Consider the following 14,691-nt stretch of genomic DNA (forward strand, 5'->3'; position numbering starts at 1 on the left):
GGATATGGAAGTCCTGAATGCAATAATCGTCGATAAACTCGGCCCTGCGGGACCGATGATTGCGATGGCGGGCCTTGGCGTCTTGCTATTGCTTTTGGCAATCCCGATGTTTTTCGTCTCCAACTCCAACCCGATGGACCGGTTGAACACCACATCGGGCCGCAACAAACTGGATGCTGAAACACGCGCTGTGTTGCGGGAGAAAGGCAAAAACGACAAGCTGAACAAATACGCGCAATTCCTTGAGCCGCAGAACGAAAAGGAATTGAGTGATATTCGCATGAAGCTGTTGCAGGCGGGGTATCGCGGCAAAGACGCGGTGCAATACTATTATTTCATGCAGTTTGCCTTGGGCATCGGCGGTCTGATCCTCGGTGTCGCTTACTTCACCCTGATCATGGATTCGTCTGAAGCGACAACGCAGCAGACCCTGATGTATACCCTTGGACCAGGTGCGGCCGGGTATATGTTCCCCAAATACTGGGTGACGAAACGGGTTCAGACCCGCCAGGAAGAGATCGAGGGCGGTTTCCCTGATAGTCTGGATATGATGCTCGTCTGCGTTGAAGCCGGGCAATCCATGGACCAGTCCATTGTTCGCGTTAGCAAAGAGCTTAGAGCGTCGTATCCAAGCCTTGCCGAGGAATTCGAGCTGGTCAGCTATGAAATGAAGGCCGGCAAAGACAAAACCGCGGTTCTGAACGATATGGGCGAACGCTGTGGTGTGCAGGATGTGATGTCCTTTGTGACCGTTCTGAACCAAAGTCAAAGCTTTGGTACACCGATTTCCGACGCGCTTCGGGTGTACGCGGCAGAAATGCGTGACAAACGGGTCATGCGCGCGGAAGAAAAAGCAAACAAGTTGCCCACCAAAATGACTTTGTGCACTATGATGTTCACCGTGCCACCGCTGTTGATCATCCTTGTGGGTCCTTCGGCGATGGGCATCCAGCAGTTGGGACAAATGGCAGGGCCGTAATCCTATGAAACTTGGCCGGTTTTGGGCCCTGTGCACGTGTTTTGGACTTGCCGCCTGTGGATCAGGCGGCTTTTCCACGTCAGACGACAGGGTGTTCGCGCCCAGTGTTGATCCGCGTGGCACCGCTGTCGATCCTTTGATTGTGGGGCATCGGCTGATGGCGGCGGGTGAATACGATCTTGCCCTCAGTTCGTTCCGGCTTGCTGCGGCGGATCGGGGTTTGACGCCCGAAATTGTCACATCTTTGGGGTCCGTCAACCTCGCGCTTGGTCGGCTTAATCAGGCGGAAGAGCTGTTACGGCGGGCGGTCAAGGATGACCCCGAAACGCCGGATGCCTGGAATAATCTGGGCGTGGTCCTGATTGAACGCAATAAAACCGCCGAGGCCGCGCAGGTGTTTCGTCGCGCCTTTGCGCTCGACAATGGCCAAAGTGTTGCAATTCGCGATAATCTTCGCTTGGCACTCGCAAAAATGGAAAATTCGCAGTATAAAGAAGATCAAGAACAAAAATATAAGCTTGTGCGGCGCGGCAGCAGTGATTTTCTGGTCCGTCCGACACAGTAAAGAGGCAGAGCAGTAAAAGGACGCAAAAATGCGCCATCCCTTTATCGTGACCCTGTGTGTGACAGGGGCGTTTGTCCTTTCCGGATGTGAGAAAGGTATCGACACAGAAGCCGTTGATCGCGAGTTTCAGGGCGTTAACGCCATTGATGGAACAAACCTCAATGATGTCATGCTGACGGTCTCTGACCCAAATGAAGCGGCATCCTATTTCCAACGCGCCAATCAAGCAGATCCAGATCGCATTGATTTGATGCGCGGTTTGGCGATTTCTCTTGTGCGCGCCAAACGGAATGTCGAAGGCGTTTCAGCCTGGGCCCGTGTCGTGGCCCATGAAGAGGCCACAAATACCGACCGCGTTGAACTTGCGGATGTCCTGATCCGCAACAACGAATGGGATCGCGCAGAAACCGTTCTGAACGCCATTCCGCCCACTCATGAGACATATAAACGCTATCGTCTTGAAGCGATGATTGCCGATAGCAATCAGCAATGGGACAAGGCCGACAGTTTCTACGAAACGGCCGTGGGTCTGACCACGACACCCGCCTCTGTGATGAACAACTGGGGGTTCTCAAAGCTGTCGCGCGGCGATTATTCAGGCGCAGAGCGCCTGTTCACCCAAGCCATCCAAAGCGACAACGCGCTTTTCACAGCGAAGAACAATCTGGTTCTGGCACGCGGCGCGCAGGGCAATTACGTCTTGCCGGTCATTCCCATGTCCCAGACCGAGCGTGCTGAATTGCTGCACTCCATGGGTTTGGCGGCTGTAAAGCGTGGCGATGTCATCACGGGGCAAGGCCTTATGCGGGAAGCGATCGAAACGCATCCGCAACATTTCGAGGCGGCAGCCCGAAGTCTCAAAGCGCTTGAATCCAATGTTGTGAACTGAGCGTCCTGATGGATATCTCGGCCTATTCCGCGTTGCTTTTCCTGCCATTCGCGCTTCCCATTTGCGTGTATGTGGCGTTTTCGGACATGCGCGACATGCGCATTCCAAACCAGATGGTTGTCTTGTTGTTTGTCGTTTTTGCGGTGGTTGGCCTTTTTGCCCTGCCGCTTGACGTGTACGCTTGGCGATATCTACACGTCATTGTGGTTCTTGTGGCGGGAATTGCCCTGAATGCCAGCGGCGTCATGGGGGCCGGTGACGCTAAATTCGCCGCCGCCGCGGCACCCTTCATTCAACTGGGCGATGTGCAGTTTTTGGTGGCGCTGTTTACCGCCAACCTTCTCGCGGCCTTTGTCACGCACCGCATAGGCAAATACACCGCGCTGAAAAACGCTGCCCCACATTGGGAAAGCTGGACAAATGCAAAATTTCCCATGGGTTTGGCACTGGGCGGCACATTGGCCTTGTATCTGTGTCTGGGGGTCTGGTTCGGCAAATGAACTGCCAATAACCCGTCCCGCCCTAGCCCTTGTGTTGCCACAATGACCTGACAGGTTTCCCGCAACTGTATCTGGCACAGCAGAACCGGGGCACAAAATGAACATGCAACCCAACGCCGTGATGGCACCCCCACCACCCAAGCGCATGGAAGACATGCAGCTGCAAGCGGTGATGATGCGTGACATCATGCTCAAGACGATCTTTCGCAAGAACGTCTCGACCACCACGGATATTGCAAAATCTGTGTGCTTGCCCGTGCCAATCACGCAAGAGCTGATCGACCATGCGCGCAGCCAATTGCTGCTGGAAGCCACCGGAACCCTGAACGCGAATAGCGGTTCCGAGATGGGCTATCAACTGACCGACGCAGGCAAGGCCAGGGCGCTCGATGCGCTGTCTCAATCGGAATATTATGGCCCGATGCCAGTGCCGCTTGACGTTTATTCCGAACAGGTCAAACGGCAATCCATCCGCAATATCCACATCTCCAGAGATCAGCTGACCGGTGCCATGGGGCATCTTATCCTGCCGGAAGATCTTTTGAGCAACCTTGGCCCCGCCGTAGGTGCAGGCCGATCCATTCTGATGTACGGCCCGCCGGGCAACGGGAAATCCTCTATCTCGAACGGCATCCGCGACGCGATGGGCGACAAGATCTATATCCCGCATGCCATCGAATATGCCGGACAGGTGATTACAGTCTATGACCCGATTGTCCATTCCGCCGCTGAAGGTGCGGCCAACAACACTGGGCTGCGTCTGACCAACAGGTTTGATACCCGCTATATGCTGTGCGACCGTCCATCGGTGATCACAGGGGGCGAGTTGTCGCTGGACATGCTTGACCTTGTCTACAACCCGACGGCTCGCACGTATCAGGCTCCGCTTCAGCTGAAATCGACCGGCGGCATCTTTATCGTCGACGACCTTGGACGTCAGGCCGAACCGCCGCAAAAGCTTGTCAACCGATGGATTGTTCCGCTGGAAGAAGCCCGCGATATTCTAGCCTTGCAGTCCGGTGAGAAATTCGAAGTGCCTTTCGACACGCTGGTGATCTTTTCGACCAACTTTCACCCAAACGAGATTTTTGACACCGCCGCCCTGCGTCGTATCTTTTTCAAGATCAAGATTGATGGCCCGGATCAAGCAAACTTCCTCAAGATTTTCTCGATGGTGGCGAAAAAGAAAAAGATCCAGCTGTGCGAAAAGTCACTGATTCACCTTCTCAAGACGAAATATCCCACAATCAACAATGTCTACGCCAACTATCAGCCGGTGTTCCTGATCGATCAGATGATTGCCGTGTGCGATTTTGAAGGCTGGCCTTACAAAATGACACCAGAACTGATTGACCGCGCGTGGGCAAATATGTTTGTGAAAGACGAACACATCGTCAAATAAGCGAAATTTGGCGATTGCCCCGATGGACGCGGCCTTCAGCTTCAATGGTTCATATTTTGCAAATTTCCGTCTTGACGACAGCCCATGTCGCCCGTAATCACGCGACGGTCTGGCGGTGTAGCTCAGTTGGTTAGAGCAGCGGAATCATAATCCGCGTGTCCGGGGTTCAAGTCCCTGCACCGCCACCATTTTCCTTAATGGTACCGAACATTGCGCTGAACGGGCAACTGCGGTCCCCGACTTCATATTTCCGTTGCGGTTGCGCATTTTTGACGTTGGTCAGCCTCACACCGTCTGAATAAATGCGCATGTCAAAACATCTGTCGTATCGGGGCTGTGCGCCAAAGCAGTTCCGGCACTGGAAAATTTCATATACGCGTCATTCATGGACATTATTCTTGTAACTGCGGTCATTGCATCGCTTTTTATGGTCATCGGTGCCGCAGAGCCGCTGGCCGCGCGGTTGCGCCTGCCTTTCACCGTTATTCTGGCGATTCTGGGCCTTTTGATCGGCACGGCAGCACTTTTTTTCCTGCGCACCGATTTGACCGATGCGTTGAACCCGGTTGCCGAAGCGATCCTTGGGCTGCCGATCAGGTCTAATGTTTTTCTTTACGTCTTTCTGCCAACCCTGCTGTTTCAGGCCACGTTGGGAATGAATCTGCGTCGGATGCTGGATGATTGGGTTCCGATCATGGTTCTGGCTGTCGTTGCTGTGGTCGTGGCGACATTAAGCGTGGGATACGCGTTGTCCTGGGCCAGTGCCTTGCCGCTTGCCGCGTGCCTTTTGATCGGTGCGATCGTATCGACGACGGACCCATCCGCGGTTGTGTCGATCTTTCGGTCAATTTCGGCCCCCCGACGCCTTTCCCGGATCATCGAAGGCGAAAGCCTGCTGAACGACGCCGCCGCTATTGCGCTGTTTGGTCTGTTCATGGGCTTTGTCATGTTCGGCGTGCCAGACCCCAAGCTTGGCGACGCTTTGGCACAATTTCCGGTGCTGATTGCCGGTGGGGCGCTGACCGGCTGGTTGGCCGCGCGTATTGCGATCTGGGTGATGGCGGTCTTTGGCGCGCATGAACTGGCGTTGATTTCTGTGTCTGTTGCCCTGCCCTATCTTGCTTATATCGGGTCGGAACAAATCGTTGGCGCATCCGGTGTGATCGCTGTGGTCGTGGCGGGTTTGACACTCAACTTAACAGGTCCGGGCCGCGTGCCGCCTCAGGCGTGGGTCAATCTGCGCGAAGTCTGGGATTTGCTGGCCCATTGGGCGGGTGCCTTGATCTTTATTCTAGCCGCCCTGTTGATCCCACGTTTGCTGGAAGATGTCCGCTGGAGCGATTTTGCCCTGCTTGGGGTTGTCATCCTTGCGGCAATTGCAGCGCGTGCCGTCATTCTGTTCGGATTGCTGCCGCTGCTCACGCGGTTGAAGCTGTCGCCGGATGTCGACCCACCCTATCGCGCCGCCATCCTGTGGGGAGGCCTACGCGGCGCGGTCACTCTGGCCTTGGCACTGGCAGTGACTGAAAGCCTGCGGGTTCCGGTCGAGGTCAAGCGTCTGGTGGGCATCCTTGCGACGGGCTTCACTCTTTTTACGCTTCTGGTGCAGGGAACGATGCTGCGTTCGGTGATCGGGTGGCTTGGCCTGGATCGGTTGTCTCCGTTGGATGAAGCGATGTCGCGACAGGTCATCGCCGTTGCCTTGCAGACCGTGCGCGAGGATGTGGCACGGACCACCGAAGATTACGCTTTGCCCCGCGATGTTGTACGGTCAGAGGCCAAGATCTTTGGCGCGCGATTGGAGGACGCCGTCAAAACCGCAGAAGACAGCGTGGATATCCAGGATCGTGACCGGATTACGCTGGGTCTTATTGCACTGGCGGGATTTGAACGGGACACCATTCTGAAACGCGTGCGAGAAAGAACGATTTCGGCGCGTATGGCGGAACAAACCTTGCTGGACGCGGATCGTCTGATCGAAGGCGCGCGCTCGGGTGGGCGCAGCGGGTATCGCCGCGCCGCGCGACGCTCGGTTGCTTATGGCCGGACCTTTCGCGCCGCAGTCTGGCTGAACAACAGGTTGGGTATTTCGGCCCCATTGGTGCGCATGACAGCGGACCGGTTCGAATTGCTGCTGTCGCAGCGCCTGACTTTGCGGGATCTGGATGCTTTTATTGACGGCCGCATTCGCCGCATTCATGGACGGCGCGTTGCGGATCTGCTGCTGGAGCTGCTGAGCCGGCGCATTGAAATGGTCGAAACCGCATTGGAAGGGCTGCGCCTGCAATATCCCGGCTACGCAGAAGAGCTGGAACGGCGCTTTATCCGGCGAACCGCCTTGCGTCTGGAAGAACGTGAATACGCCGCAATGCGCGAAGACGGGCTGATCGGCGAGGAAGTGTTTACCACACTGATACAGGATTTGGCTGGACGCCGCGCCGCCGCAGAAGGCCGCCCGCGACTGGACATCGCTTTGCAGCGTCTTGAACTGATCGCGCAATTTCCGCTGTTTGCCGATCTTGACGAGAAATCGGTCAAGCGTTTGGGCCGCGCGTTAAAGACCGAATATGTCAATGCAGGCAGCGTCATCATGCGCAAGGATACCAGGGCAAAAAGTGTGTTTTTCATCGCCTCGGGTGCGGTCGAGCTGGAAAGCGCGGGCCAGACATGGCGATTGGGCAGAGCGGAAATGTTCGGGCAAGTCGCGATCCTGATGCAAAAGGCGCGCCGTGCAGAAGTCCGCGCAATTGCACCAACCACGCTTCTGGTGCTGGACGTCACACGGTTCCGATCTTTATTGAACAAAAGCGCCGCCTTGCAAACCGCAGTCCGGGCCAGCGCCGAGAAACGGGGCATCGACCCGGATGTCCTTTTGAAAGAAAACACAGCCGACGCTTAGGCGGCTTTGGTGGCAGGTTTAGACTTTTCGCCGAGAATCCCCTCTGGGCTTTCAATGCGAATTGGCCGACACTGCGCGGACATGACGGGCGGCATCCGGGGGCCGCAGTCCTTTGACAGCTTGCAAACCAATGAGAGACATGGGCGTGGACGAAGCGAGCGAGACTAAACTAAAACGGCTCGAAGCTCAGTCTTTTTCAGTGCGTTATCCTGACGGCACGCGAGACGCCCATTTGTCAGGCGAACTGTCCGTCGCAACCGTAAGCCAAGCCGTCGGGGAATTTGATGCTTGGCAATCCGGCGATATTTCCAAAATCGACATGTCCGATCTGACCCGGTTGGACACGGCGGGGGCCTGGGCCCTGGTCACGTTGCAAGCGCGGCTGTCCGACGGGGGTGCGCCGGTTGAGATCACGGGGATCAGCGACAAGGCAAAAAGCCTGATCGAAACCGTCGAAGAGTCTATGCCGCATGTCAAAACCCCGCCGCAGAGCCAAAAATCTATTGCTGCCTTTCTTGACGCGGTTGGACAGCGCGTTGTCACAAGCGTTTTGTTCTTACGTGCCCTGACCGGGTACTTGGGCATTTTTCTTCAACGGCTTGCACGCGCGATCCGCCATCCCAGCGAATTCCGCCTGACGTCGCTTGTGCATCATTGCGAAGAAGTCGGGGTAAAAGCCGTGCCCATTGTCGCGCTGATGGCGTTTTTGATTGGGGTTGTTCTGGCTTTTCAAGGGTCCGTGCAGCTTCAGCAATTCGGCGCAGAGGTATTTGTGGTTGACCTCATCGCGATCTCTATTCTGCGCGAACTGGGTATATTGTTGACGTCGATTATCGTCGCGGGGCGAACGGCCTCTGCTTTTACGGCTTCCATCGGGTCGATGAAAATGCGCGAAGAAATTGATGCGATGCGCACGCTCGGGCTTGATCCGGCCATGAACCTGTTCGTCCCGCGCATTCTTGCGCTTTTGATCATGTTGCCCATCCTTGGGCTTATCGCCAATCTTGCCGGGCTGATCGGGGGCGGATTGATGGCATGGATTGATCTGGGCATTTCGCCTGCGATGTTTCAAACACGGCTGGTCGAGGGCACATCGGTTGATCATGTCTTCGTGGGGCTTATCAAAGCGCCGGTTTTCGCATTGATCATTGGGGTTGTTGGCTGTCATGCGGGCATGCAAGTCCAAAGCAACGCCGAATCGCTTGGTCGTATGACATCAAACGCCGTTGTCACGGCCATCTTTGCGGTGATCGTTGCCGATGCCGTCTTTTCAATCTTTTTCGCACGGGTCGGCATATGAGCACGGATGAAATCGTCATTCGCTTGCGCGGTATCCGAAACCAATTCGGAGAACAGGTTGTGCATGATGACCTGGACCTGGATGTGTATCGCGGTGAAATCCTTGGGGTTGTCGGCGGCTCTGGCACGGGAAAATCCGTTCTTCTGCGCACAATCACCGGTTTGCAAAAACCGGCCGCCGGAAGCGTGGATGTGTTGGGCACGAATGTGTTGACCGCCGATGAAGACACCAGGCAGGCGTTGGAAAATCGCTGGGGGGTAATGTTTCAGGACGGTGCGCTGTTTTCATCGCTGACCGTGCGCGAAAATGTCGAAGTGCCGATGCGTGCGGTCGAAGGTCTGGAACCGGAGATCCGCAAACGACTTGCCGACCTGAAAGTGTCGATGGTTGGCCTTGAATATCTGGCGGGCGACAAATACCCGTCCGAACTGTCCGGGGGGATGCGCAAGCGGGCGGGGCTGGCACGGGCGTTGGCGCTTGATCCGGATATCGTATTTCTGGACGAACCGACCGCCGGTCTGGACCCGATCGGCGCGTCGGCGTTTGATGAATTGATCCGTGGATTAAGCCATTCACTGGGGCTGACGGTTTTCCTTGTGACCCATGATCTGGACACTTTGTACGCAACCTGCGACCGAATTGCCGTGTTGGCCGAGCGAAAGGTGCTGGTGACTGGCACCATGAAGGATATGCTGGGCGTCGATCACCCATGGGTGCACGAGTATTTCCATGGCCCCCGCGCCCGCGCAGCGGCACAAGAGGGGCCGAACACAGGCGATCAGAAAGGCGATTGAGTTGGAAACCAAGGCGAATTTTGTTCTGATTGGCGCGTTCACACTTGCGGGCCTGTTGGGGATTCTTGGTTTCTTTTTGTGGTTCGCGCAGGTCGAACTCGACCGCCAGTTTGATTACTACGACATCCAGTTTTCATCGGTGTCCGGTCTGGGCAATGCCTCTGACGTGCGCTTCAGCGGTCTGCCGGTTGGCCAGGTGGTCAGTGTGCGTTTGTCGCCTGATCAAAGTGGAACAATCCTGGTCCGGATCGAGGTGGATGCAGAAACGCCGGTACGGACGGACAGCGTGGCCACCATCGAGGCGCAGGGCGTCACGGGCGTGTCATTTGTCAGCCTGAGCGGCGGTAGCCCCCAGTCAGATTTGCTGGAGCCGACAGAGGACCAACCCATTCCCGAAATCACCGCAGGACGCTCGACGCTGCAAAGCCTTTCGGAAGATGCGCCGCTTTTGTTGCAGGAAGCCTTGCAATTGGTAACCGATGTCAGCGAGTTGCTGGGGGCCGACAACCGCGAACGCATCACAAGCATCATCACCAATGTCGAAGCCGCCTCTTCGGATTTTTCAGAAACTCTGGACGGGTTTTCGGCGGTGACCACCACCGTCAACGATTTTGCCGAGCAGATCAATCGCTTCAACGAAACGCTTGATACATTGACGGGCGATCTGAGCGAGGTTTTGGCAACGGCGGATACAACCTTGGTGTCCATCGGAGAGCTGTCTGAGCAAGGCAAAGACGTTCTTGCCTCCAGTGACGAGACATTGACGCGCGCGCAATCGGCCATCACCCGCACCGAAAACTACATCAATGATGAGCTAAGCGCGACAACCGAAGAATTGCGCATGACGGCGGCCGCGGTGCAGACCGAAGTCACCGCTCTGGGCGCGGATGCACGGGCTTTGATGGACACATTAAACACAACCGGCGAAACTGCCACGGCGCGGTTGCAAGAAGCGCAGGCCACGTTGCAGGCCACCGATGCCGCCATTGGCCGGCTGGACGCCATGGCCGTCAGCATTGGCGAAACAGCGGACAATGTCGACGCACTTATTCAAGAAGAAGGCAGACCGCTTTTGTCAGAAACCCGGGCCATGCTGGTTGAGGCGGATCGCGCAATTGCTTCGGTGGCGACGATTGCCACTGACGATCTGCCGCTGATCATTGCCGATATCCGCCAGACAGCCGAAACCTTCCGAACCGTCGCGTCTGACGTCGGGGGTAATTTGACCGCATCCAGTTCCGCCGCCGAAGAGGTGTTGGAAACCGCGCGCGTCACATTGGAAGATGCGCGCGTGTCATTTGCCAATGCCAACGACACGCTGGCGGCCATCACCGATGCGCTTGACACAGGAGAGCAGGCGCTTGGCGCGGCGGAGCGCGCGTTCACCGGCGCGGATCGGATCATCAACGAGGATCTATCGGGCATTATCGACGGTTTTGAACAGTCGCTTGCCAGTCTCAATACCGCGATTGGGCAAGTGTCTGCGGAAATTCCCGGAATTTCCACCGATCTCAGGGCGGCCAGCCAATCCGCCGCCGAAACCTTTGCGGAATTACGTCGCCTGACGGATGCCGCATCGCCATCTATTCGCGAGTTTACCACAACAGCGCTGCCGCTTTATTCAAGGCTGGCGCAGGAAAGCCGGGCGCTGATTGCAAATCTGGATCGCCTCACCAGCCAAATCCAGCGAGATCCCACACGGTTCTTCCTTGATGCTGAAACGCCGGAGTTCAGACGATGATGAAAAAGACACTTGTGCGTTTGGGTTTGGTTTTGGTCGCCCTACCGCTTTTGACCAGCTGTGCCGCCATCTCTGCACTTAGCAGTGCAACGCAGCCACTTGACGTGTACGAGCTGCGCGCACCGGGCGATATTGTGTCCTCTGACGGACGCGCTGCGGCACAGGATGTGATTGTCGAATTGCCCACCACAAGCGGAGCATTGGCGACGGACCGGATCATGATCCGCCCGAATACACTACAGGCGCAATATTTGCCTGACGTCCGCTGGAGCGAACCGACCCCGGTGATGGTGCAGACATTGATGCTGCGTTCTATCGAAGCGACCGGCCGCGTGCGCTATGTTGGGCGAACACCTTTGGGAACCAGTGGTGATTTTGCGTTGGTTACGGAAGTGATTGATTTTCAGGCAGAACTGAGCCCGGACGAAGAGACGACAATCGTCCGGATCAAATTTTTGGTACGGATGGTCCGAGAGCGGGATGCGCGTATTGTGGCCAGCCGGACATTTGATGCCAGCGCCGCCAGCACGTCGACAGAAACCGCGGCCATTCTGGAAGCGTTCAGTTCTGCGTCGGATCAAGTTTTTGTCGAGTTCGCCAATTGGCTGCGGACAGCACTGTGACATGTTCTGCAAGACACACGTAACCCCTTATCATCCCGCCGGGACCGTAAAAAACATGGGCTAGCCAGAGCGAAACGGACGGGTCGCGTTTTGTGCCATCAGGACGTCCGCTTTGGCGAAAAGATGTTCGAGGCGCGGGTCGACATTGGTGGGCGGCCGCGCCACGTCATGCTGGCGCAAACGGCTGATCAGCCGAGACACCCCGCCTTTGCGACGCGCGCGTTTTTGCAACTCGCGTTCAGCGGCTTCACTGTCCAGTGACAGGTCCGTCGTTAAATCAATGACATCTACATCTATTGAAATTCGATGCCCCCCATTCCCGTTTATTGCATACGGGCTTTCGGTAGCTGCGCGCACAACAGCCATTTTCAGATCATCGAGGTTGAGCAGGTCTGTTTGTGACAGCGGCAATACGAGTGCTTTTCCACCAATCGCGCTTGCCAGATCGCATTGCGGCAGCATGTGTTGCAACCGCAAGTGCATCGCGGCAAGCAAGCGTTTCCGCATCACCGGAGCATTCCAAAACGACAACATATGCGTTGGGCGCAGTCGAATGACCAAGGCACGGGTATAGGAGCCATCTGCCAGAGCGGTAGCGCGGATCATGCATTCGCGCTGCATTCGGGCAAGTGTCATCAGCCCACTATCGTGATCAACCGCGACCGAAGCTTTCAACACCTGTTCGCGTTCGAAATTGCGCCGCTCTGCTTCGAGGATACGGGCCAAGAGGGGCACCGTCAGCAGGTTCAGAACCAGAATGGGCAGCGCTGCTTCGGTGAAAAACCAGAACGCCATTTCCGCTGGCAACATGAAAGCCGCTGTAAGGTGCAATGACATTATCATTGCCAAAACGATCAATTCGCGCATCCCCCGGTGATCGGTTTCTGTAAAAAGCTTCTGCCAGAACCGTCCTGCGGCCCATGCGATGATCATTGAGGCGATCCCCGCCCAAAGACCGACACCACCAATCCCGGCGCGGGCACATATGCCAATGGCCAGGGTCAGAAGCGCGCCGGGTGCTCCCAGAAAGGCACCGGCAAGGGCTATTGGAATATTGCGAAGATCAACGATCATCCCATCAAACGGTTCAATCGGATGATGCATCTCTAACAAGGCGACAAAGCCAAAACACGTCCCCAGCCCCAGCTGACCCAGCATTGGCAGGTGTAACAATCGTCGAAATCGGGCATATGCCGATGCCAGCGCAATAATAAGACCAAGAGCCGCGATCAAATCCAGCCATGCACCAAAAGTCGTACCCACAATACCCCCCACATTCGGTCAATGGGGCGTTTATCGCGCACAAGACTTAATCGTGCGTTAGCAGATAAAATGAGAATTGTTTTTTCCACACATAACCATGGCAAGGGCACGTCCATTGGGAACCGGGTGTCAGAGATCATTCCACACGTTCAATCCCTTGCGGCAAGGCCCGAAAACAGCGGCAGACACTGCCATTTTTACGCCTAGACGCCACCGTCCCGCTTGCGGGTCCAGCGGTGCAGCCAGACGGGGCTTTGCGCCTGTCCGCTTGCATCCCGCAGGACCAGTCGCAGCTCAAGCACACTGACATCACCGGGCGCGAGCAAAAACGTCACCCGAGAGCCGCGTTGGTCGGGCAGCGCGAAAAACCCAAGACCAAACACCGTGTCAGATGGCGCACCTGTCACCGAAAGATCCGGGGTCAAACCATTGGGTGCGCTGGCAAAATCGATGACAAATCGTCGGCTTCCGGGCTGGTCATGTTCACGTCCGCTTCGGGATTGACGAAGGGCAGCCGCGCTGTCTTGTGCCGGCGCGGACGTGGTCCAGGTCAAACGGTATTGATACTGGTGTTCCTTTTGGGCTGCCAACGGGGCGTCCGGCCGCCAGAACGCGACAATATTGTCGAGAAATTCGGTCGCGGTCGGGAGTTCGACCAGCATCACAGCCCCTGCACCCCAATCTCCAATTGGTTCCACCTTTGCCGATGGGCGGTCTTGATACTGCGCTTCGGTGTCCTCGAAATCCTCATAGTCTCTGGGTGTTTGATACAGGCCGAAACTGACAGGCGTCTGGTCTGCAAAGGCAGATGTCTCCACATGCCTGGGGTTTGCGATAGGCCGCCAGAGCGTTTCTCCAGCGCCGTTTTGGATCATCAACACATCGCTGTCATGAACGCGTGGACGGAAATCATCCGAAACCGCCGCGCGCATCGGTCCTTTGAGATACATCGACGTCAGCGGCGCTATTCCAATCGTGTCGATCCGGACCCGAGGCAGCACGGTAAGGGACACGTCCATGACGGTCTGATCTCCGGGGGTCAGGGTCATGTCGACATACCCCGCCAAAGACGGGCTATCGAGAACGGCTTCGATCCGGATGCGATCTCCTTGTCCTTCATGCAGACGGAACCGCGTAAAGCGCGGAAATTCTTCCGGAACAGCACCACCAGTTCCCAGCGCGACAGCCCGTGCCGACAAACCATAGACCATGGAGCGGCCAATCGCCCGGAAATAACTTGCTCCCTGAAAGACCGCCACTTCATCCATGACGTCAGACGCATTAAGGGGATGTCGCAGGCGAAACCCGGAAAACCCCGCGCCCGGCGCGGTGGCAGGAATGTTATCGAAATATCTGGGTTCAAACGTGAAAAGCGAGGGCGAAAATGGCAGTGTTTGCGGCACCCCGTCAGACTGTCTTTCGATCGTGACCGGATCTGGGAAATACAAACCGGGTGGCAGCAAATCGACCGTAAATCCATCCCCCTGGGGCAACATCGCGGCCTGCCCGTCTTTGGGTCGGATACCGCGATAGGCGTTGTAATCAAGGCCGTTAAACGGCGGTGGCAAGACCCCTTTGGGGGGCGTATATGGAAGCGCCGCGCTTTGGCGGGCCTCGTCCAACAATGATGAGGATGCCCCGCTATCCGCGCGCAAAGCAAGGGGCCAGGGCGATGCGCCAGCAGCCAACATTGCCAGTAAGGACCGTCTTGAAATCATCTGCGTGCCTCGGCTCAT

The 14,691-nt window shown here is 56.5% G+C and carries 12 protein-coding genes and 1 tRNA gene; 11 read left to right on the forward strand and 2 right to left on the reverse strand.

The genetic code is table 11. The annotated features are described in order from the left end of the window. Positions 1 to 4: 4 nt before the first annotated feature. From ACG74X_RS10715 to ACG74X_RS10765, 11 genes are all read left to right on the forward strand, one after another. Positions 5 to 979, forward strand: coding sequence for a type II secretion system F family protein (locus tag ACG74X_RS10715; protein ID WP_411234693.1), 975 nt, complete (start codon positions 5 to 7; stop codon positions 977 to 979). 4 nt (positions 980 to 983) lie between these two features. Next, complete coding sequence (locus tag ACG74X_RS10720) at positions 984 to 1,544, forward strand: tetratricopeptide repeat protein (RefSeq protein ID WP_411234694.1); 561 nt, start codon at positions 984 to 986, stop codon at positions 1,542 to 1,544. 28 nt (positions 1,545 to 1,572) lie between these two features. After that, positions 1,573 to 2,433, forward strand: a complete 861-nt coding sequence (locus ACG74X_RS10725; RefSeq protein WP_411234696.1) for a tetratricopeptide repeat protein — start codon at positions 1,573 to 1,575, stop codon at positions 2,431 to 2,433. An 8-nt stretch (positions 2,434 to 2,441) separates the two neighbouring features. Next, positions 2,442 to 2,933, forward strand: coding sequence for a prepilin peptidase (locus tag ACG74X_RS10730; protein ID WP_411234697.1), 492 nt, complete (start codon positions 2,442 to 2,444; stop codon positions 2,931 to 2,933). Between the two features lie 97 nt (positions 2,934 to 3,030). Continuing rightward, the gene (locus tag ACG74X_RS10735) at positions 3,031 to 4,335 is read left to right on the forward strand and encodes an ATPase (protein ID WP_411234698.1); all 1,305 of its coding nucleotides are present in this window, start codon (positions 3,031 to 3,033) and stop codon (positions 4,333 to 4,335) included. Positions 4,336 to 4,446: 111 nt separating this feature from the next. Further along, positions 4,447 to 4,523: transfer RNA gene (locus ACG74X_RS10740), tRNA-Met, on the forward strand. Positions 4,524 to 4,720: 197 nt separating this feature from the next. Further along, on the forward strand, positions 4,721 to 7,234 hold the full coding sequence (locus ACG74X_RS10745) for a cation:proton antiporter (RefSeq protein ID WP_411234699.1): 2,514 nt from the start codon (positions 4,721 to 4,723) through the stop codon (positions 7,232 to 7,234). Between the two features lie 130 nt (positions 7,235 to 7,364). Next, on the forward strand, positions 7,365 to 8,534 hold the full coding sequence (locus ACG74X_RS10750; protein ID WP_411234700.1) for an ABC transporter permease: 1,170 nt from the start codon (positions 7,365 to 7,367) through the stop codon (positions 8,532 to 8,534). Continuing rightward, positions 8,531 to 9,328, forward strand: coding sequence for an ABC transporter ATP-binding protein (locus tag ACG74X_RS10755; RefSeq protein ID WP_411234702.1), 798 nt, complete (start codon positions 8,531 to 8,533; stop codon positions 9,326 to 9,328). Before ACG74X_RS10750 ends, ACG74X_RS10755 begins: the two co-directional genes overlap by 4 nt. Next, positions 9,264 to 11,069 (forward strand): MlaD family protein, encoded by a 1,806-nt coding sequence (locus tag ACG74X_RS10760; RefSeq protein ID WP_411234703.1) that lies wholly within the window; start codon positions 9,264 to 9,266, stop codon positions 11,067 to 11,069. Before ACG74X_RS10755 ends, ACG74X_RS10760 begins: the two co-directional genes overlap by 65 nt. After that, the gene (locus ACG74X_RS10765) at positions 11,069 to 11,692 is read left to right on the forward strand and encodes an ABC-type transport auxiliary lipoprotein family protein (protein ID WP_411234705.1); all 624 of its coding nucleotides are present in this window, start codon (positions 11,069 to 11,071) and stop codon (positions 11,690 to 11,692) included. The genes ACG74X_RS10760 and ACG74X_RS10765 overlap by 1 nt, the downstream gene beginning before the upstream one ends. Positions 11,693 to 11,752: 60 nt before the next feature. Here the strand turns inward: ACG74X_RS10765 and ACG74X_RS10770 are convergent, their stop codons facing one another. Beyond that, positions 11,753 to 12,955, reverse strand: coding sequence for a LytS/YhcK type 5TM receptor domain-containing protein (locus ACG74X_RS10770; protein WP_411234707.1), 1,203 nt, complete (start codon positions 12,953 to 12,955; stop codon positions 11,753 to 11,755). Between the two features lie 203 nt (positions 12,956 to 13,158). Beyond that, on the reverse strand, positions 13,159 to 14,691 hold the full coding sequence (locus tag ACG74X_RS10775) for a glucan biosynthesis protein G (RefSeq protein ID WP_411234708.1): 1,533 nt from the start codon (positions 14,689 to 14,691) through the stop codon (positions 13,159 to 13,161).

The sequence above is a fragment of the Marivita sp. S0852 genome (assembly GCF_046591575.1).
In the GTDB taxonomy this organism is placed as follows: Bacteria; Pseudomonadota; Alphaproteobacteria; order Rhodobacterales; family Rhodobacteraceae; genus Marivita.